The organism is Pseudomonas graminis, assembly GCF_004364335.1.
Lineage (GTDB): Bacteria > Pseudomonadota > Gammaproteobacteria > Pseudomonadales > Pseudomonadaceae > Aquipseudomonas > Aquipseudomonas graminis_D.
This window is the reverse complement of sequence record NZ_SOCR01000002.1, coordinates 241,927-260,637: the sequence shown is the minus strand read 5'-3', so window position 1 is coordinate 260,637 and position 18,711 is coordinate 241,927. Positions and strand designations below refer to the sequence as shown.

Genomic DNA, 18,711 nt, shown 5'->3' with positions numbered 1-18,711 from the left:
AACACACAAGACACACAAGACAAGGACATCTGCCATGAGCAAGGACAACCCGACGCTGGCGTATTTCGACGCCGAGATGCGCTACCTGCGCGAAGCGGCTAAAGAATACGGCGCTGCATTTCCCGATCGGGCCGCCGCGCTGAATCTGGACAGACCCGGGGCGCAGGACCCTGCGGTCGAGCAGCTGTTCCAGGGCTTTGCGTTTCTCATGGGGCGACTGCGGGAAAAGCTCGACGACGACCTGCCGGAGTTGACTGAAGGATTGGTCGGGCTGGTGCGGCCGCAGTACCTGCGCATGATTCCGTCGCTGTCGATCGTCGAGTTCTCGCCTGACATCCATGAGATGAAGACCGGCGAGACGATCCTCAAAGGCTTCGAGGTGCGCTCGCGACCGGTCGGCCCACAGGGCGCTCGCTGCCGTTACACCACCACACAGGACCTGACGTTGCGCGCCCTCGCGCTCGATGCCGTGGAGGTTGGACAGGAGGCGGATGGCCGCTCGGTGATCAGGCTGCGTTTCTCCCTGGGCAAGCTGATGCAGGCGGAAACGCTGGACCTGCGCAACCTGCCGCTGTACCTCAACGCCAGTACGCCCGTGGCCAGCGCCTTGCATCAGGCGTTGGCGCTCAATGCCCGCAAGGTCTACCTGCGCAAGGGCGGCACGGAACGAGAAGAGGTCGCTGTCAAATTCAGCCCCAAGGGTTTTGGCGACGAGGATCGCCTCTGGCCGCAGGGCGATGACCGATTCAGTGGCTGCCCGTTGTTGCTTGAATATTTCAGCTTCCCCGAGAAATTCATGTTCGTCACGCTCAAGGGGCTGGAGCAGGTCAAGCTTGAGGCCAACACCAAGGCGTTCGAGCTTGAGGTGGTCCTCGATCAACCCTGGCCCCGCGGGTTTGCGCTCAGTGCAGAGCATGTTCGCCTTCACGCCGTGCCGGTCATCAACCTGTTTGCCCTGGAGGTCGACCCTCTGGCCCTCGATCCCTTACAGACCGATTACCGGCTGCGGCCGGTGCAGGTAGAGGATGCCGACACGGAAATTTATTCCGTGGACAGCGTTATCGCGGGCAAGCGTGCTGCGCGGCATGAGTATGTGCCCTTCACCCATTTTCAGCACCGGGGCGGAATGCTGCGTGACGACGCTCCGGAGCGCTATTTCCATACCCGGCTCAAACGCGCGCCAGATGGGTCCCACGGCACGTGGCTGATTCTGGGGGGAGACGGTTTCGAGCAGGATCGCTTGAACCTGGCACACCGCCTGACCCTACAGTTGACGGGCACCAACGGTCAGCTGCCGCGAATGGCGTTGACGGAGACGGTGCTGGACCAGCCTGCGCGGTCGAGTCGGCGGACATTGACGGTGCGCAATCTGTGCGCGCCGACAATGCCCTGTTACGCCCCCGACAAAGACCGCTTTCATTGGCGTGTGCTCAGTCATATGGGCTCGAGCTTTTTGCCCCTGCTGGAGAGCGCCGAGGTCTTGCGCAATACGCTGGCGCTGTACGACTGGACCGACAACGAACGAAACCGGCGACGGTTGCAGTCGATCATCCAGGTTCGCCATCACCTGATTCAACGTTTTGAGGGCGGTTTTCTGCTGCGGGGTGTGGACATTGAAGTCACGCTGGATGAAGGCAATTTCGCGGGGGAAGGGGACATCTGCCTGTTTGGTGAGCTGCTCAGCCGCTTCTTCGCGCAGTACGCCGACATTCATCTGTTCAACCAACTGACGTTGATCCTGCAACCGCAGGATAAATGTTTGCGGTGGAGTGAGAATCACAGCCAGCGAGTGCCTGGATAAGCGTTGGGTCTGCACAATGGGCGTGGAATTTCAATGAGTCAGGCCCCGCAAAGATGGGTGCGCCAGCACGCCGGCCCCCGCACGTTTTGCGCGGGGCTTCGTAATCAGACACAGCGCAAATCCACTGTACAAGCCGGCTTGCTGGCGAATGCGGACGTGCGGACACCGCCACGGCGTCTGCGAAATCGGCTTCTCCAGCAAGCCGGCTTCTACAGGTTGCGTCTTAGCTGAATGACCAGATCCAGCCAAAGACCATTCACCGTGATTACTCGTCATACCCCAGGTTCGGCGCCAGCCAGCGTTCGGTCACGCTCAACTCCTGCTGTTTGCGCGCCGTGTAGCTCTCCACCTGATCCTTGTCCACTTTGCCCACGGCGAAGTATTGCGCCTGAGGATGGGCGAAGTACCAGCCGCTGACGGCCGCCGCCGGGAACATTGCGTAGTGCTCGGTGAGGAACACGCCGCTGACGCCCGGTTTGCCGTCGCCCTGGGCCGGATCGAGGAGGTCGAACAGCACGCCTTTCTCGGTATGGTCCGGGCAGGCCGGGTAGCCCGGGGCAGGGCGGATGCCGGTGTATTGCTCCTTGATCAGCTCGTCGTTGCCCAACTGCTCGTCGCGGGCATAGCCCCAATATTCCTTGCGCACCTGCTGGTGCAGCCACTCGGCGCAGGCCTCGGCCAGCCGATCCGCCAACGCCTTGACCATGATCGCGTTGTAGTCGTCACCCTTGTCCTGATACGCCTTCGACACCTCTTCCGCGCCGATGCCGGCGGTGGTGATGAAGCCGCCGACGTAATCGGTCACGCCGCTGCCCTGGGGCGCCACGAAGTCGGCCAGGGAGAAGTTCGGTTTGCCGTCGGTCTTGATGATTTGCTGGCGCAGGTGATGCAGTCTGGCCAGTGGCGCGCCGTTGTCGTCGAGCAACTGAATGTCATCGTGATCGACCTGATTGGCCGGCCAGAAGCCAAACACGGCGCGGCTGCGAATCAGCTTCTCGTCGATCAGTTTGCGCAGCAGTTCCCGGGCGTCCTTGAACAGCGAGGTGGCCGCTTCGCCCACCACTTCGTCGGTGAGGATGCGCGGGTATTTGCCGGCCAGGTCCCAGGAAATGAAGAACGGCGTCCAGTCGATGTAATCCACCAGCACGTTCAGGTCGATGTCTTCCAGCACCTTGACCCCGGTGAACGTCGGCTTCACCGGCTGATAGCTGGCCCAGTCGAACTGCGGTTTCTTGGCGATGGCCGCGCCGTAGCTCAGGCGTTCGGTGCGGGCGCTGCGGGCGGAGGTGCGCTCACGCACTTCGACGTATTCGGCGCGGGTCTTCTCGATGAATCCGGCTTTCAGTTCTTTGGACAGCAGCTGCGTCGCCACGCCCACGGCGCGGGAGGCGTCGGTGACGTAGATCACCGCGTCGTTGCTGTACTTGGGCTCGATCTTCACCGCTGTGTGCGCTTTGGACGTGGTCGCGCCGCCGATCATCAGCGGCAGATGGAAGTCCTGACGCTGCATCTCGCGGGCAACGTGGACCATTTCGTCCAGCGACGGCGTAATCAGGCCTGACAGCCCGATGATGTCGCACTTCTGCTCGCGAGCGACCTGCAGGATTTTCTCCGCCGGCACCATCACGCCGAGGTCGACAATGTCGTAACCGTTGCAGCCCAGTACCACGCCGACGATGTTCTTGCCGATGTCGTGGACGTCGCCCTTGACCGTCGCCATGAGAATCTTGCCTTTGGCCTCGGGCTTGTCGCCTTTCTCCTCTTCAATGAAAGGGATCAGGTGCGCCACGGCCTGCTTCATCACACGGGCGGATTTAACGACTTGCGGCAGGAACATCTTGCCCGAGCCGAACAGGTCGCCGACCACGTTCATGCCGGCCATCAGCGGGCCTTCGATGACCTCGATCGGGCGCTTGAACGACTGGCGCGACAGCTCGGTGTCTTCGACGATGTGCGTGGTGATGCCCTTGACCAGCGCGTGCTTGAGGCGCTCGTTGACCTCCCAGCCGCGCCACTCTTCGGTTTCCGCTTCCTTGACCGAGCCGTCGCCCTTGTATTTGTCAGCGAGGGCCAGCAGCGCGTCGGTGCCTTCCGGCGTACGGTTGAGCACCACGTCTTCCACCGCGTCGCGCAGCTCGGCCGGGATCTGGTCATAGATCTCCAGTTGGCCGGCGTTGACGATGCCCATGGTCAGGCCGTTGCGGATCGCATGCAGCAGGAACACCGAGTGAATCGCCTCGCGCACCGGGTTGTTGCCGCGGAACGAGAAGGACACGTTGGACACGCCGCCCGACGTCAGTGCGTACGGCAGTTCGTCGCGGATGTAGGCGCAGGCATTGATGAAGTCGACGGCGTAGTTGTTGTGCTCTTCGATGCCGGTGGCGATGGCGAAGATGTTCGGGTCGAAAATGATGTCTTCCGGCGGGAAGCCCACTTCGTTGACCAGAATGTCGTAGGAGCGCTTGCAGATTTCTTTCTTGCGCGCCTCGGTGTCGGCCTGGCCGGCTTCGTCGAAGGCCATCACGACTACCGCTGCGCCGTAGCGCTTGCACAGTTTTGCGTGATGGATGAACTGCTCGACGCCTTCTTTCATGCTGATCGAGTTGACGATGCCCTTGCCCTGGATGCACTTGAGGCCGGCTTCGATGACTTCCCATTTCGACGAGTCGATCATGATCGGCACGCGAGAGATGTCCGGCTCGCCGGCAATCAGGTTGAGGAAGGTCACCATGGCCTTCTTCGAATCCAGCATGCCCTCGTCCATGTTGATGTCGATCACCTGGGCGCCGGCTTCGACCTGCTGCAGGGCGACTTCCAGGGCTTCGGTGTAATTATCTTCACGGATCAGGCGGGCGAAGCGTGCAGAACCGGTGATGTTGGTGCGCTCGCCGACGTTGACGAACAGCGAGCTGCGATCGATGGTGAACGGCTCCAGACCGGACAGGCGGCAAGCCTTCGGGATTTCCGGAATCGGGCGCGGCGCATAGGGCGCGACGGCGTTGGCGATGGCCTTGATGTGCGCCGGCGTGGTGCCGCAGCAACCGCCGACGATGTTGAGGAATCCGCTCTGGGCGAACTCTTCGACGACTTTGGCCATCTCTGCCGGGGCCTCGTCGTACTCACCGAATTCGTTGGGCAGGCCGGCGTTGGGGTGCGCCGACACATGGGTCTCGGCCTTGTTCGACAGCTCTTCCAGGTACGGCCGCAGCTCGCTGGCGCCGAGCGCGCAGTTGAGGCCCACGGAAATCGGCTTGGCGTGGCGCACGGAGTTCCAGAACGCTTCGGTGGTCTGGCCGGAGAGGGTGCGGCCGGAGGCGTCGGTGATGGTCCCGGAAATCATGATCGGCAGCTCGAAACCCAGCTCGTCGAACACGCCCTGAACGGCAAAGATCGCTGCTTTGGCATTGAGGGTGTCGAAGATGGTTTCGATGAGGATCATGTCCGCACCGCCTTCGATCAGGCCTTTGGTGGCCTCGGTGTAGTTCTCCACCAGTTCGTCGAAGGTCACGTTGCGGTAGCCGGGGTTGTTGACGTCCGGCGACAGCGAGCAGGTGCGGCTGGTCGGGCCGAGGACGCCGGCGACGAAGCGCGGCTTGTCGGGGGTTTCAAGGGTCTTGGCGTCGGCAACCTGGCGAGCCAGGCGCGCGCCTTCCACGTTCAGTTCATAGACCAGCGCTTCCATGCCGTAGTCGGCCTGGGACACCTGGGTGGCGTTGAAGGTGTTGGTCTCGAGAATGTCGGCGCCGGCGTCGAGATATTCCTTTTCGATCGCGCCAATCACGTCAGGCCGGGTCAGGATCAACAGGTCGTTGTTGCCCTTGATGTCGCTCGGCCAGTCGGCAAAACGCTTGCCGCGGTAGTCTTCTTCCTCCAGCCGATAGCTCTGGATCATCGTGCCCATGCCGCCATCGAGGATCAGGATTCGCTGTTGAAGAGCCTGCTGGAGTGCTTGAAGACGCGCGCTGCGATCTGACATGAGGTTACCCGGACGAAGAAGTACGAAATAAAGTGGCGCTGAAAAGTGCGAAATAATAGCAAACCTGCGCGGATTCAAATCATTCCCGGATTTACATGAATTTGGCTCATGTTGCGCGGGCACTCATCTTTAACCTGCGCGATGCCAGTGCATGGGACTGATGCAAGCGCCGACGTTCACCCCGTAGGAGCCGGCTTGCTGGCGAACCCGCCGTTTCACCCAACGGCAATGTGCGTGCGCGATCGCGTTCGCCAGCAAGCCGGCTCCTGCAGGTTTTGCGAAACGCTGCTCTAGGGGTCAGGCCTACGGATGCTGTCCGAAACGTTGAAACCCTTGTCAGACATGGCGCGCAGCCATTATGCAGCCCGTCAGTGGCGCCGAACCTTTATGCAACTTTGCCAGTCGGACCTTCGTGAGTCGTTCTTTGGGACCCGCTCTTTTAGAGGGTGGGGCTGAAGGTCAATCCAGACGAAGCAAGAGGTTGCAGATGTTGATTTCGGTTCAAGCCCTGCGGGCGCTCGCCGCATGGGCTGTTGTGTGTCACCACTTCATGCAGATTTTTTTCGACTTCCATCCGAGTGGGCCGGTCGGCCGTTTTTTCACTGAAAAAGGCGCCGTCGGTGTCGACATTTTTTTCGTCATCAGTGGTCTGGTGATCTACTTGTCAACGGTGGACAAAGACATCCCCGCCGGCCGTTTCATGCTCAACCGTGTCATTCGTATCGTGCCCGCGTACTGGCTTTACACGCTGGTAATGGGCCTGTTGGTCCTCGTTGCTCAACCGCTGCTGCCCCACCAGGTCGTCGACTGGCAGAGCTTTGTCCTCTCGCTGTTGTTCATCCCTTCGGAAAACCCAGGCGGCTACGGCCTCTATCCCACCCTCAATGTCGGCTGGACGCTGAATTACGAGATGCTGTTCTACGTGCTGTTCTCCATGGTCTTCCTGTTTCAGCAACGTCTGCGCCCGTTGATTCTGGCAGCGGCGCTGTTTGCCATTACCGACGTGCTGGGCCGTTCGGGTCTGGTCAGCCGGTTCTACGCCAACGACATCGTCTATGAGTTCCTGCTCGGCATCTTCGTCGGCGTGATGTATCGCCGCGGCTGGATCAGCGAACGGCTGTGGTTGCCGTTAATTGCCATTGGCGCTGCGCTGTTCACCATCGACCATCTGCAACCGGCGCCGCGCATCGTCAATTGGGGGCTGCCGAGTGCGGTGATTGTGGTGGCCTGCATCTCCCTCGAACCCTACCTGCGCGGCTACCGTTTGCTGAAAGTCATGGGCGACTGCTCTTACTCGGTGTACCTGCTCCACGTGCTGGTGTTGTATGCGGGCTGGCTGGTCAGCGAGCGTTACGGCCTGAACCCGTATCTGGTGTTTGCCGTGTGTGTGCCGGTCATTGCGATGGGCGCGTGGCTGAGTTACGAGTGGATCGAGAAGGGCTTGTACCGTCGCATGAAGGGCTGGCTGGACCAGAGACGGGCGAGCAAGGAGGCGGCGCTGTCCTGACAGTCGCCGCGTGGTGGTCGGGTCACTTACCCGACTAAAACACTAGGGCTTTGTCAGGCGCAGTTGATTGGCGTAAACTCCGTCCCACGTCTGCGAGGAATTTTCATGACCGCTATTACGATTACTGATGCCGCCCACGATTACCTGGCCGATCTGCTCGAGAAGCAGAACACACCCGGCATCGGCATCCGCGTGTTTATTACCCAGCCTGGCACCCAATACGCTGAAACCTGCATTGCCTACTGCAAGCCGGGCGAAGAAAAACCTGAAGACACGGCCATCGGCCTGAAAAGCTTCACCGCCTGGATCGACGCATTCAGCGAAGCCTTTCTGGATGACGCCGTCGTCGATTACGCTACCGATCGCATGGGCGGCCAACTGACCATCAAGGCGCCAAACGCCAAAGTGCCCATGGTCAACGCCGACAGCCCGATCAATGAACGCATCAATTACTACCTGCAGACCGAGATCAACCCGGGGCTGGCCAGTCATGGCGGCCAGGTGACCCTGATCGAGGTCGTGGAAGAAGATGAGGCGAATGTCGCCATTCTTCAGTTTGGCGGCGGCTGCCAGGGTTGCGGCCAGGCGGATGTGACGCTCAAGGAAGGCATCGAGCGCACGCTGCTGGAGCGTATTCCCGAGCTGACCGGTGTGCGTGACGTGACCGACCACACCCAGAAAGAAAACGCGTATTACTGAGAAGTGATGGTGTTGCAAGCAAAGCCCCGACTGGTTCGGGGCTTTTTTGTGGGCGCCTTTATTAGCAGTTTGGCCACCCAATCTCACTGATCTCCGCTGAATCCGACTGTAGGAGCCGGCTTGCTGGCGAAAGCGTCGTGTCAGGCGATATCTTCATCGACTGACTCGCCATGTTCGCCAGCAAGCCGGCTCCTACAGATGTACACGTTCGCAGCCAGGATCTAGGGCCTGAACACATGGGCATGGCCCGCGCGATACAGCGATGATTCGCTGAACACGTCGTTGCCCAGCACCCGGCCTACCAGAATCAGCGCGGTGCGGCGGAATCCCTTGAGCCGCACCTTCTCCTCGATGTCCGCCAGGGTGCCGGTGACCCAATCCTGATCCGGCCAGCTGGCGCGATGGACCACGGCAATCGGGCAATCCGCGCCATAGTGTGGGGTCAGCTCGGCGACGATCCTGCCGAGGTTGTTGACCCCCAGATGGATCGCCATCGTCGCCTGATGCCGCGCCAGATCACCGAGGCTTTCGCCCTCGGGCATGTCGGTTTTATCGGCATAGCGGGTCAGGATCACGCTCTGGGAAATGTCAGGCAGCGTCAATTCTGTGCCAAGCAGTGCGGCGCATGCAGCGGTGGCGGTGACGCCCGGAATGATTTCGAAGGGAATCTGTAACTCGCGCAGGCAGCGGATCTGCTCGCCGATGGCGCCATACAGGCTCGGATCGCCGGAATGCACGCGCGCCACATCCTGGCCCTGTGCATGAGCGGATTTCATCAGCTCGATGATCTGCTCCAGGTGCAATGAAGCGCTGTTGGTGACCTGAACCGCCTGATGACCTTCCAGCACCGCTTCAGGCACCAGCGAGCCGGCGTAGATGATCACCGGGCAGGAGCGGATCAGCCGCTGGCCTTTGACAGTGATCAGGTCCGGATCGCCAGGGCCGGCGCCGATGAAAAAAACGGTCATGGGGTGTCCTGATTGGTGTTCATCGGAGCGATGGTTCGCCGGATGCTTGTCGCTGATGCACGCGGTTTACTTCTGTAGGACCGGCTTTAGCCGGGAAGTGGCCCTCGAGTACACCATCAAAATCTGCCGTCTGACGACTGACGCCTTCCCGGCTAAAGCCGGTCCTACGAGGGTACGCGGTGTGTCGTAGGACCGGCTTTAGCCGGGAAGGGGCCCTCGAGTACACCATCAAAATCTGCTGTGTGACGACTGACGCCTTCCCGGCTAAAGCCGGTCCGAGAGTTTGAGCCGGTCCTACGAGGTTGAGCCAGCCCTAACGTTTGCGGTCGCCAGCGCAAATGTCGCGTGTGGACTTTTGCGGCGGGGGATGACCAATGACGCCGGCGACCCGGTCAACTGCGTCGCCATCGCCAACGCCGCACTCTCCGCCACGCCGTAACAGCCGGTGCGGTCAAAGGCGATGTCCGAGCGGTAAGTCAGCTGTGCCTCGTAAGCCGCCAGATCAGCCGCACTGAAAAAGCCGACCGTCAGGCCCAACCCATGGCCCAGTTCCAGCATTCCCGCTTCAGCCGACTTGCCGTCAATGGAGGCGAGGGCAGCAATGTCTTCGACCTTGAGCCGACACGCCTGCAAACCATTCTCCATCAACTGCCGAAGCTCCAGCGCCGAACAACCGCGCTGGCAGCCCAGGCCCACCACCCACAGCGGCCGGTCGCACGAATCACTCACAGGCCGCTCATTCACAGGGCGTGATTCAAACCGGTTTGCGTCCCGGGTGCGTCACTGCGACGAAACAGCCAGGCGCTGATCCAGCCCAGGGCGATCCAGAACACAGCATTGGTGAGCAGCGACGCGATCTTGAATTGCGCTTCCAGGGCTTCCGGCGCCAGTGCCGAATGCACCGCCGGTTGCGGCGCGCCGACGATGTGCGGCACCACCAGAATCACCGCACCCACTGCCTTCAGCAGCCAGTGTTTGGCAAACACCATCAGCGCCAGGCCCACAGCCGTGGAAGCGGCAGTGCCGACCCACCAGATCTGCCGTTGCGTCAGGTCCGCCGCGACGGTACCCGGCAGTTCGGGCGGCAGGCCGAGGGTCGGCGCCAGCACGAACACGGCATAACCGGCCAATCCCCACAGCACGCCTTCGCGGGCACGGCTCGGCGTGCGCAGGGTGTACAGCGCCGCCAGCATCAGAGCGAAACCGACTGCCACCACCAGATTGCCGCCCGCCGTCGACAGCACGCGCTGCCAGCCGTTTTCGGGCTCCCACGCCGCTTCGTCATGGACGTGACCGGCCATGGCGCCCTCGGCATGCTCATGCAGCTCGGCGGCGGGGGCTTCCTCGTAGGCCTCTCCCTCCAGGATCAAGGGCGCGACCCAGAAGCTTTGCAGCAGCGTCAGCAGCAGGGCCGCGAGCAGTCCGGTGAACCCGGCCGTTTGCGCGATTCGCTTGAACATGGCGGCAGGTCTCAATGGCAAGGGAAGGCGGAGCTGTGACGGGTGTCGTGTGCCGCGTTGTGCACCGCATCGATGTGGGAGAAGCCGGCGAAGTAGACCAGAAACGCCCCGAGAAACATCGCGCTGACGGCGGCGACAAGGCGCTGGCTTTGTGCGGCGGTAACGACTGATGTGGTGGTTGTGGTGGTGCCGGACGTCTGGCGGGGTGTGCTGATGGACATGGCGCTTCCCTCTGAAATGGATTCAGCGGACGGAAAGGCGCGAAGACACCGCAGGCGAGTGCCGGCAGTGCTCAACAGCGCCCGCCCACCGCGGGTTGTTATGGTACGTTGTCGGGCCGGTCTCCGGGCTCGCGAGGGGCACATGCAACAGCCTTTACAACCGTCGTGCCTTCAAGAATCCCCTTCCCATGTCGTTGCCGACACAGTGGATCTGATTCTTCACTCGCTTACCGTTGCGGGGGCAGCACCGGACTGATGCACACCCGAAGGTCTGCACGCACCGGTTTCCCGTTTCACCCTGTGAAGGGCACCCGTAACAAGGTGTGTAGGAGACCACGGGCTGTTTGACGCGTCAATCGACGCGTCGGTCGGTAGGTCAATCGATGCAGCGATCGGTGCGTCAATTGGCGTGGCAATCATTGCAACAGCGCGATTGACCGACTTCCAGTCACTGCGTAGCCTTGCGCACTTGAGGTTCGCTGGCCGTCTTTATTAAGACCACCGGCGCTAAGAAGGGAATGCGGTTTCAAGCCGCAGCTGCCCCCGCAACTGTAAACGGACCGCTTCATTGCACAGCCACTGCGCGAGCGGGAAGGCGCGATGAATGCCAGTCGCCTGACGATGCCTGTCAGCGACCGGCCGCCGTGAGCCAGGAGACCTGCCTCGAATCGGACCGCCTGCCAGCGGCCGAGGAATTCCACTACAACCGGGCGGGGTGATCCGGTGGCGAATCGAACCGCGCGCCTGCTTCCGCCGGCCTGCGAGGTTTTCGTCCTCGTTGCCCTGCCGCATGCCTGAGGGCAACCGATGAAAACACTGGCCAAACTTCCCGTCACCATCGTCACCGGCTTTCTCGGCTCGGGCAAAACGACCTTGCTGCGGCACATGCTGGACAACGCCGAAGGCCGACGCATCGCCGTCATTGTCAACGAATTCGGCGAACTGGGCATCGACGGCGACATCCTCAAGCAATGCACCATCGGCTGCACCGAAGAAGAAGCAGTGGGTCGCGTGTACGAACTGGCCAACGGCTGCCTGTGCTGCACCGTTCAGGAAGAGTTCTTCCCGGTGATGCAGGAACTGGTCGCCCGTCGCGGCGACCTCGATCACATCCTCATCGAAACCTCGGGCCTGGCCCTGCCCAAGCCGCTGGTGCAAGCCTTCCAGTGGCCGGAAATCCGCAACGCCTGCACCGTCGATGCCGTGATCACCGTGGTCGACAGCCCGGCCGTGCTCGCCGGCACCTTCGCCGCGTTCCCGGATCAGGTCGACGCCCAGCGCAAGCTTGACCCTAACCTGGACCACGAATCGCCGTTGCACGAGCTGTTCGCCGACCAACTGGCCAGCGCCGATCTGGTGGTGCTGAACAAGGCCGACATGCTCGACGCCGACGCTTTGGCCGCCGTGCGTGCCGAAGTTTCCGAAGAGCTGCCGCCGGCGGTGAAGATCGTCGAAGCGAACCGGGGCCAGCTGCCGATCAGCGTGTTGCTGGGCCTGGGCGCGGAATCCGAGCTGCACATCGATGGCCGCAAGACCCACCACGATCACCACGAAGGCGACGATCATGATGATCACGACCACGATGCCTTCGACTCGATTTCCATCACGCTGCCCCAGGCCGATGAGTCGCTGTTGCTCGATGCCCTGACCCAGGCCGTCGTCCAGCACGGCATCCTGCGGGTCAAAGGCTTCGCCGCCATTCCCGGCAAACCCATGCGCCTGCTGGTCCAGGGCGTCGGTACACGCTTCGACAAGCATTTCGACCGCGCCTGGAAAGCAGACGAAGCCCGCGAAACCCACCTGGTGCTGATCGGCCAGGAACTGGACGCCAACGTCCTTGAAGCGCAATTGCGCAACGCGGTCTCATTGCGCGACGCGGTCTCTGGGATCAAAGGCTAACCATGCACCTGCTGCGTACTCAGCCCGGCGGCTTCGTTCCTGACGACAACATCGCTGACCTGGGCCAGACGCCCGCCGAGCTGGTGATCCTGTGCAGCGCCGACTCGAATCTGGCCCTGCTGGCCGAAACCGCGCAGCAACTGCCGGACGACTACCCGAGCCTGCGCCTGGCCAATCCGATGCAGGTGCAAAACCATGCATCGGTGGATTTGTACGTCGACGAGGTGCTGCGCCACGCCAAGGTCATCCTGATTTCCCTGCACGGCGGCATCGGCTACTGGCGTTACGGCGTCGAGCGGCTGGTGGAACTGGCGGCGAAAGGGGTGAAGCTGATTCTGGTGCCGGGCTGTGATCGGCCGGACCCCGAGCTGAGCGCGCACAGCACGGAGTCCGCCGAAGACCGCGAGCGGCTCTGGCACTACCTTCGTCAGGGCGGCAAGCACAACGCGCAGTCGCTGTTTAACTTCATCGCCACCCGCTGGCTGGGCGGGGACTATGCCTGGGCCGAGCCGCAGACCCTGCCGCGCACCGTGATTTATCACCCGCAGAACGCCAACGCCGACCTGGCCCGCTGGCAGGCCGACTGGCGCGCGGATCAGCCGGTCGCTGCCGTGCTGTTCTACCGCTCCCACCTGCAAGCGGCCAACACCGGGTTCATCGATGTGTTCTGCCAGCGCTTGTCGGCCCAGGGCCTGAACCCGTTGCCGATTGCCGTCGCCAGCCTCAAGGAAGCCGGCTGCATGAGCGCGATACAGGATTGGCTCGACGAGGTGGAGTGCGAGGTCATTCTCAACACCACGGGCTTTGCTCAATCCAGCCCGGAAGCGCCGGATGTGCGGCCGTTTCGCCGGGACATTCCGGTCATTCAGGCCATTTGCGCCCAGGACAACGAACCGGCCTGGCAGACCAGCGCCCAGGGCCTGGGGGCTCGCGATCTGGCCATGCACATCGCGTTGCCGGAACTGGACGGGCGCATCATCAGCCGGCCGATCAGCTTCAAGGACCTGGCCTGGCACAGCGAGCGCAGCCAGTCCGACGTGGTCTGCTACCGCGCCCAGCCGGGGCGTATGGATTTCGTCGCTGAACTGGCCCGGCGTTGGGTGCTGCTGGCCCGCACCGCCAACACCGACAAGCGCGTGGCGTTGATTCTGGCGAACTACCCGACCCGCGACGGGCGCATCGGCAACGGCGTCGGCCTCGACACGCCGGCGGCCGCGCTGAACATCCTCAAGGCCATGCAGGCCGAGGGTTACCCGGTCGAGGACTTGCCCGAGACCGGCACCGCACTGATTCACGCGTTGCTCGGTGGCGTCACCAACGACCCGGACAGCCTCGATCAGCGGCCGTGCCACCAGAGCATGGCCATGGACGAGTACCTGGCGGCGTTTCAGGCCTTGCCGCAAGCCAATCGCGATGCCGTCATCGCGCGATGGGGAGCCCCTGACACCGACCCCATGTGCCGGGGCGGGCGGATGATGATCGCCGGCCTGCGTTTCGGCATGACCTTCGTCGGCATTCAACCGGCGCGGGGCTACAACGTAGACCACAGTGCGGTGTATCACGACCCCGATCTGGTCCCGCCCCACGGCTATCTGGCATTTTATTTCTGGCTGCGCAAACGCTATGGCGCCCACGCCGTCATCCACGTCGGCAAGCACGGCAATCTGGAGTGGCTGCCGGGCAAAGGCGTCGGCCTGTCCGAGCACTGCTGGCCGGACGCGATCCTCGGCCCGATGCCGAATATCTACCCGTTCATCGTCAACGATCCGGGCGAGGGCGCCCAGGCCAAGCGCCGCACCCAGGCAGTGATCATCGACCACCTGATGCCGCCGCTGACCCGCGCCGAAACCTACGGTCCATTGCGCGACCTTGAAGTGCTGGCGGACGAATACTACGAGGCGCAGCTGCTCGATCCGCGCCGTGCCCGGGAACTGCAGAAAGACATTCTCAGGCTGGTCCGCGAAACCCACATCGACCGCGAGCTGGCCATGGACGGGGATGCCAACAGCGAGGCCGACGCCGCGGTGTGGCTGCCGCGGCTGGACACCTATCTGTGTGACCTGAAGGAATCGCAGATCCGCGATGGCCTGCACGTGTTCGGCGAATCGCCCACCGGGCGGCTTCGCATCGACACGCTGCTGGCGATGGTGCGCGTGCCTCGGGGTGATGGTCGCGGCGGCCAGGCCAGCCTGCTGCGGGGATTGAGCCAGGCGCTGGCGCTGGATTTCGATCCGCTGGACTGTGATCTTGGCGCGCCATGGACCGGTGATAAACCTCAGGCGTTACATGAGGTCAGTGCTGACCCCTGGCGCACCACGGGTGATACCCGCGAGCGGCTGGAGCTGCTGGCAGCGCAACTGATTGAGCAGATTGCCAGCGGCTCCCTGCTCGGTAATCACTTTGATAACAAAGGCTTGTTCGATGTTGTTCAGTCTATTTATGAGGTAGTGATCCCGCGCCTGGACGCCTGCGGCCCTGCCGAAATGACGAACCTGCTCAACGCGCTAGGCGGTCGCTTTGTCCCCGCCGGCCCGAGCGGCGCGCCCAGTCGCGGACGGTTGGACGTGCTGCCCACCGGGCGCAATTTCTTCTCTGTGGACGTCCGTAACCTGCCGACCATGACCGCGTGGCGCATTGGCTTCCAGTCAGCCAATCTGTTGCTGGAGAGGCACTTACAGGATCATGGTGACTATTTACGTCAACTGGGGCTTTCGGTCTGGGGCACGGCCACCATGCGCACCGGCGGCGACGATATCGCCCAGGCCATGGCCCTGATGGGCGTGCGCCCGGTGTGGGCGACGGGCAGTCAGCGGGTGGACGATTTCGAAATCTTGCCACTGAGCCTGCTTGATCGGCCGCGGGTCGACGTCACCCTGCGGGTCTCCGGTTTCTTCCGTGATGCGTTCGCCAACCTGATTCGTCTGTTCGACGCGGCGGTGCAGGCCGTCGCCGCACTGGACGAGCCCGACGACATGAACCCGCTGGCCGCCCGCGTGCGCCAGGAGCGCGAGCAATTGCAGCGCGACGGTCTGGATGCCGAGCAAGCGGCGAAGCAGGCCGGCTGGCGCATCTTCGGTGCCAAACCGGGGGCGTACGGCGCGGGTGTGCAGAACGCCATCGACGGGCGCTTGTGGCAGAGCCGCGAAGACCTCGCCGAGGTCTACCTGAACTGGGGCGGCTACGCCTACGGCGGCAGCGACGAAGGCACGCCGGCCCGTGACGGTTTCGCCAAACGGCTGAGCCAGGTCCAGGCAGTGCTGCAGAATCAGGACAACCGCGAACACGACCTGCTGGATTCCAACGATTACTACCAGTTCCAGGGCGGCATGTTGGCGGCGGTGGAAAGCCTGTCGGGCGAGAAGGTCGCCAGCTATCACGGCGACCACAGCCAGCCTGATCTGCCGAAGATCCGTACGTTGAAGGAAGAGCTCAACCGGGTGGTGCGCTCGCGGGCGGCCAATCCGAAGTGGATCGAAGGGGTCAAGCGCCACGGCTACAAGGGCGCGTTCGAGATGGCGGCGACGGTGGATTTCCTGTTTGCCTTCGACGCCACCACCGAGCTGATCGACGATCACCAATACGCGCTGCTGGCCGATGCCTATCTGCTGGATGCCTCGACCCGCGAGTTCATCCAGCAGCACAACCCCGACGCGCTGCGGGACATGACCGAGCGCATGCTCGAAGCGCAGCAGCGTGGCTTGTGGCAGGAACCGGGCGAGTACCGTGAAGCGCTGGAGAACCTGTTGCTGGACATCGAAGAGTCATGACCCAGGAAGAACGCCTGCCGGGCAGTCTGCAAAGGCGCCTGACCGGCTTGAACGACATGACTGACCCCTGGCTTGACGAGAATCGAACATGACCGACACCCCCCATTTCCCCCTGGCCGCCGTCGTCGGTGCCGATGACCTGAAGCTCGCCCTGTGCCTCACCGCCATCGACCCGAAAATCGGCGGGGTATTGATCGAGGGGCCGCGTGGCATGGCCAAATCGACCCTGGCCCGAGGGCTGGCGGATCTGCTGGCCAGCGGTCAGTTCGTGACGCTGCCGCTGGGTGCGACCGAAGAGCGTCTGGTCGGTACGCTGGACCTTGACGCGGCGCTGGGCGAAGGCCGCGCGGTATTCTCGCCAGGGGTCCTGGCCAAGGCGGACGGCGGTGTGCTGTACGTCGATGAGGTCAATCTGCTGCCCGACCATCTGGTTGATCTGCTGCTGGACGTGGCCGCCAGCGGGATCAATCTGGTGGAGCGAGATGGCCTGTCCCATCGCCACGCAGCGCGCTTTGTGCTGATCGGCACCATGAACCCGGAGGAAGGCGAACTGCGCCCGCAGCTGCTCGACCGTTTCGGTCTGAACGTGGCGTTGAGCGGACAAACGATCCCGGCGCAACGCGGGCAGATCATTCGCCGTCGGCTGGATTTCGACGCCGCGCCTGAAGCGTTCTGTGAGCAGTGGGCCCCGCAACAGCAGGCGTTGAAAGCCCGTTGCGAAACCGCCCGGGGCCTGTTGCCGAGCATTGAACTGGATGACGTCAGTCTGGACCTGATCACCGAGCGTTGCTTTGCGGCCGGGGTTGATGGTTTGCGGGCAGATCTGGTCTGGTTGCGGGCAGCCCGAGCCCATGCCGCCTGGCGCGGCGGTGTAAATATCACCGAGGCGGACATCGACGCCGTGGCCGATTTCGCCTTGCGCCACCGTCGGCGCGAACCCCAGCCGCCCCATCAGTCCCAACCGCCTGCGGCCGCAGAGCAACGTCCGCCGAAGCCCGACGACGGTGCTCAGCCGCAGCAGGATTCAGCAGAAAAAGGCGAGGGCAGTTGGGGAGAGTTGCCCGCTCGCTCCGTGCAGGCCGGCATTCGCAAAGAAGTGCCCCACTGGCCAAAAAAGCCCTAGGCATTCGCCCCCGCCTGTCGAAGGGGGCGAATGCCAGCCCTCGACCGGGCACCCTGGGCGGCGGCCGAAGCGGCGCTGCCCGCGCGGGTGCCAAGGGGGCGATCGCCTGGTTGCCGACCTTGCTCCGCGGCCGCCCTCGGGTGCGCAGCGATCTGGTACACCAACCCCGCAGTCGCCGGCCGGAGCAGCTCTGGCTGGTGATCGTCGACACGTCGGCATCGACCCGGCGTAATCAGGCGTTGAGTCAGGCAAAGGGTTTGTTGGCGGGGGTTTTCGACGACGCGTATCGGCAGCGCGCCAGACTGGCGTTGCTCACCGCCAGCGGCAAGGGCCCGCGCTGGCAGCATCAGGGCCTGAAAGCCAGCGCTGCGTTACAGCCCTGGCTCGACGCGCTGGGTGCGGGGGGCGGCACGCCGCTGTCGGATGCAATCCATCAAGCGGGGGACTGGTCGGCAAAGCGGAACAAGCGCTGCCCGGCGGAACAGCAACGGGTGCTGATTCTCACGGATGGGCGCGTCAAGGACATGCCCGCACTGACCCTGTTCAGCGGCCCCGTGCTGCTGATCGACATCGAGCGCGGCCCCATTCGACTGGGCCGCGCCCGGGACATTGCCGCGCAGCTAAACGCTGACTACCGCCACATCGACGACTGCTGATAACCCTTCGTCGGCAGGTGTTTCATCAGCGGGGATTCAGGCAGGCATGGTCCACGGCTCAAGGCTGTAGCCTTCACCGCTGATCTCGGCACGGGCCTGTTCGAGAAACTGCGCCAGTTGTTTCGGATCGGAGTAGGCGCTGCTCGGGATCTGCTTGCGGCCAATGCGGGTACTGGTGCGGTCGACGACGGTCAGGCTCAGCTCGCCGTTGCCATCCTGCGGGGCCCAGGCCACACACTGGAAGGGTTCGAAGGCGTGGCCGGCAATCAGCAAAGCATCGTTGAAGCGCAAGGGGGCGTTCATGGACTGTCCTCAAAGTGCCCGTATCCGTTGTGCACCGGCGGCGGGCGTTTCGCTCGGTGGTTACTGGTGTTCCTACTTGTACTGATGACCGTCCCCCTCGACTGAGTCACACCCATTCCTGAAATTTCCTGATTTATTTTAATCGGTGCTAAAGCCGCGCTTCCTCCCCACGCCTGGGCCAAACTCACATGAGACAGCCTTTCCAAGGCCAGGAACGTTGGATGTCGCACCCAAGCGCTAAGCACGTTTCGATCTTAGGCTTATAGAGAATCGATCCAAGGGGGCGTCAAAATCCTTGCTATGGTGTCAATCGGCCTTCACAAGGCACTGT

Annotated in this window: 13 protein-coding genes and 2 riboswitches; of the genes, 7 read left to right on the top strand and 6 right to left on the bottom strand. The window is 62.8% G+C overall.

Annotation, left to right across the window (positions count from 1 at the left end):
• The first annotated feature begins 34 nt into the window (after positions 1-34).
• Positions 35-1,801: a type VI secretion system baseplate subunit TssF gene (gene tssF / locus EC919_RS03670; RefSeq protein WP_133771311.1), complete on the top strand. Its 1,767-nt coding sequence runs from the start codon at positions 35-37 to the stop codon at positions 1,799-1,801.
• 265 nt (positions 1,802-2,066) lie between these two features.
• Here the strand turns inward: tssF and metH are convergent, their stop codons facing one another.
• Positions 2,067-5,777 carry a methionine synthase gene (gene metH / locus EC919_RS03665; RefSeq protein ID WP_133771309.1) on the bottom strand — a complete coding sequence of 1,237 codons (3,711 nt, stop codon included), beginning with the start codon at positions 5,775-5,777 and terminating at the stop codon, positions 2,067-2,069.
• A 487-nt stretch (positions 5,778-6,264) separates the two neighbouring features.
• Between metH and EC919_RS03660 the strand changes: the two genes are divergently transcribed.
• Positions 6,265-7,284 (top strand): acyltransferase family protein, encoded by a 1,020-nt coding sequence (locus EC919_RS03660; protein WP_133771307.1) that lies wholly within the window; start codon positions 6,265-6,267, stop codon positions 7,282-7,284.
• 105 nt (positions 7,285-7,389) lie between these two features.
• On the top strand, positions 7,390-7,983 hold the full coding sequence (gene nfuA / locus EC919_RS03655) for a Fe-S biogenesis protein NfuA (RefSeq protein WP_133771305.1): 594 nt from the start codon (positions 7,390-7,392) through the stop codon (positions 7,981-7,983).
• Between the two features lie 221 nt (positions 7,984-8,204).
• On the opposite strand, the gene cobM is transcribed toward nfuA, so the two are convergent.
• The 4 genes from cobM to EC919_RS03630 all read right to left on the bottom strand — a co-directional run bounded on the left by cobM (position 8,205) and on the right by EC919_RS03630 (position 10,632).
• Positions 8,205-8,951 (bottom strand): precorrin-4 C(11)-methyltransferase, encoded by a 747-nt coding sequence (gene cobM / locus EC919_RS03645; protein WP_133771303.1) that lies wholly within the window; start codon positions 8,949-8,951, stop codon positions 8,205-8,207.
• 294 nt (positions 8,952-9,245) lie between these two features.
• Positions 9,246-9,680, bottom strand: coding sequence for a cobalamin biosynthesis protein (locus tag EC919_RS03640; RefSeq protein ID WP_133771301.1), 435 nt, complete (start codon positions 9,678-9,680; stop codon positions 9,246-9,248).
• An 11-nt stretch (positions 9,681-9,691) separates the two neighbouring features.
• Positions 9,692-10,411 (bottom strand): CbtA family protein, encoded by a 720-nt coding sequence (locus tag EC919_RS03635; RefSeq protein WP_133771299.1) that lies wholly within the window; start codon positions 10,409-10,411, stop codon positions 9,692-9,694.
• 11 nt (positions 10,412-10,422) lie between these two features.
• Complete coding sequence (locus EC919_RS03630) at positions 10,423-10,632, bottom strand: CbtB domain-containing protein (RefSeq protein WP_133771297.1); 210 nt, start codon at positions 10,630-10,632, stop codon at positions 10,423-10,425.
• A gap of 97 nt (positions 10,633-10,729) precedes the next feature.
• Positions 10,730-10,962, bottom strand: a riboswitch (cobalamin riboswitch).
• Positions 10,963-11,087: 125 nt separating this feature from the next.
• A riboswitch (cobalamin riboswitch) is annotated at positions 11,088-11,312 on the top strand.
• 127 nt (positions 11,313-11,439) lie between these two features.
• On the opposite strand from EC919_RS03630, the gene cobW reads away from it, so the two are divergent.
• The 4 genes from cobW to EC919_RS03610 all read left to right on the top strand — a co-directional run bounded on the left by cobW (position 11,440) and on the right by EC919_RS03610 (position 18,077).
• Positions 11,440-12,531 (top strand): cobalamin biosynthesis protein CobW, encoded by a 1,092-nt coding sequence (gene cobW / locus EC919_RS03625; protein ID WP_133771295.1) that lies wholly within the window; start codon positions 11,440-11,442, stop codon positions 12,529-12,531.
• A gap of 2 nt (positions 12,532-12,533) precedes the next feature.
• Positions 12,534-16,298, top strand: a complete 3,765-nt coding sequence (cobN, locus tag EC919_RS03620; RefSeq protein ID WP_133771293.1) for a cobaltochelatase subunit CobN — start codon at positions 12,534-12,536, stop codon at positions 16,296-16,298.
• A gap of 88 nt (positions 16,299-16,386) precedes the next feature.
• The gene (locus tag EC919_RS03615; protein ID WP_133771291.1) at positions 16,387-17,421 is read left to right on the top strand and encodes an ATP-binding protein; all 1,035 of its coding nucleotides are present in this window, start codon (positions 16,387-16,389) and stop codon (positions 17,419-17,421) included.
• A gap of 53 nt (positions 17,422-17,474) precedes the next feature.
• Entirely contained in the window at positions 17,475-18,077 is a 603-nt protein-coding gene (locus EC919_RS03610; RefSeq protein ID WP_133771789.1) for a vWA domain-containing protein, read from the top strand.
• Between the two features lie 36 nt (positions 18,078-18,113).
• Here EC919_RS03610 and EC919_RS03605 read toward each other — a convergent pair whose 3' ends face one another.
• Positions 18,114-18,380, bottom strand: coding sequence for a hypothetical protein (locus EC919_RS03605; RefSeq protein WP_062381945.1), 267 nt, complete (start codon positions 18,378-18,380; stop codon positions 18,114-18,116).
• Between the last annotated feature and the right edge of the window lie 331 nt (positions 18,381-18,711).

What these genes read in the sequence shown, in the direction of transcription:
- tssF (WP_133771311.1), top strand. Translation starts at nt 35, where the DNA reads ATGAGCAAGGACAACCCGACGCTGGCGTATTTCGACGCCGAGATGCGC.
- metH (WP_133771309.1), bottom strand. Translation starts at nt 5,777, where the DNA reads ATGTCAGATCGCAGCGCGCGTCTTCAAGCACTCCAGCAGGCTCTTCAA.
- EC919_RS03660 (WP_133771307.1), top strand. Translation starts at nt 6,265, where the DNA reads ATGTTGATTTCGGTTCAAGCCCTGCGGGCGCTCGCCGCATGGGCTGTT.
- nfuA (WP_133771305.1), top strand. Translation starts at nt 7,390, where the DNA reads ATGACCGCTATTACGATTACTGATGCCGCCCACGATTACCTGGCCGAT.
- cobM (WP_133771303.1), bottom strand. Translation starts at nt 8,951, where the DNA reads ATGACCGTTTTTTTCATCGGCGCCGGCCCTGGCGATCCGGACCTGATC.
- EC919_RS03635 (WP_133771299.1), bottom strand. Translation starts at nt 10,411, where the DNA reads ATGTTCAAGCGAATCGCGCAAACGGCCGGGTTCACCGGACTGCTCGCG.
- EC919_RS03630 (WP_133771297.1), bottom strand. Translation starts at nt 10,632, where the DNA reads ATGTCCATCAGCACACCCCGCCAGACGTCCGGCACCACCACAACCACC.
- cobW (WP_133771295.1), top strand. Translation starts at nt 11,440, where the DNA reads ATGAAAACACTGGCCAAACTTCCCGTCACCATCGTCACCGGCTTTCTC.
- cobN (WP_133771293.1), top strand. Translation starts at nt 12,534, where the DNA reads ATGCACCTGCTGCGTACTCAGCCCGGCGGCTTCGTTCCTGACGACAAC.
- EC919_RS03615 (WP_133771291.1), top strand. Translation starts at nt 16,387, where the DNA reads ATGACCGACACCCCCCATTTCCCCCTGGCCGCCGTCGTCGGTGCCGAT.
- EC919_RS03605 (WP_062381945.1), bottom strand. Translation starts at nt 18,380, where the DNA reads ATGAACGCCCCCTTGCGCTTCAACGATGCTTTGCTGATTGCCGGCCAC.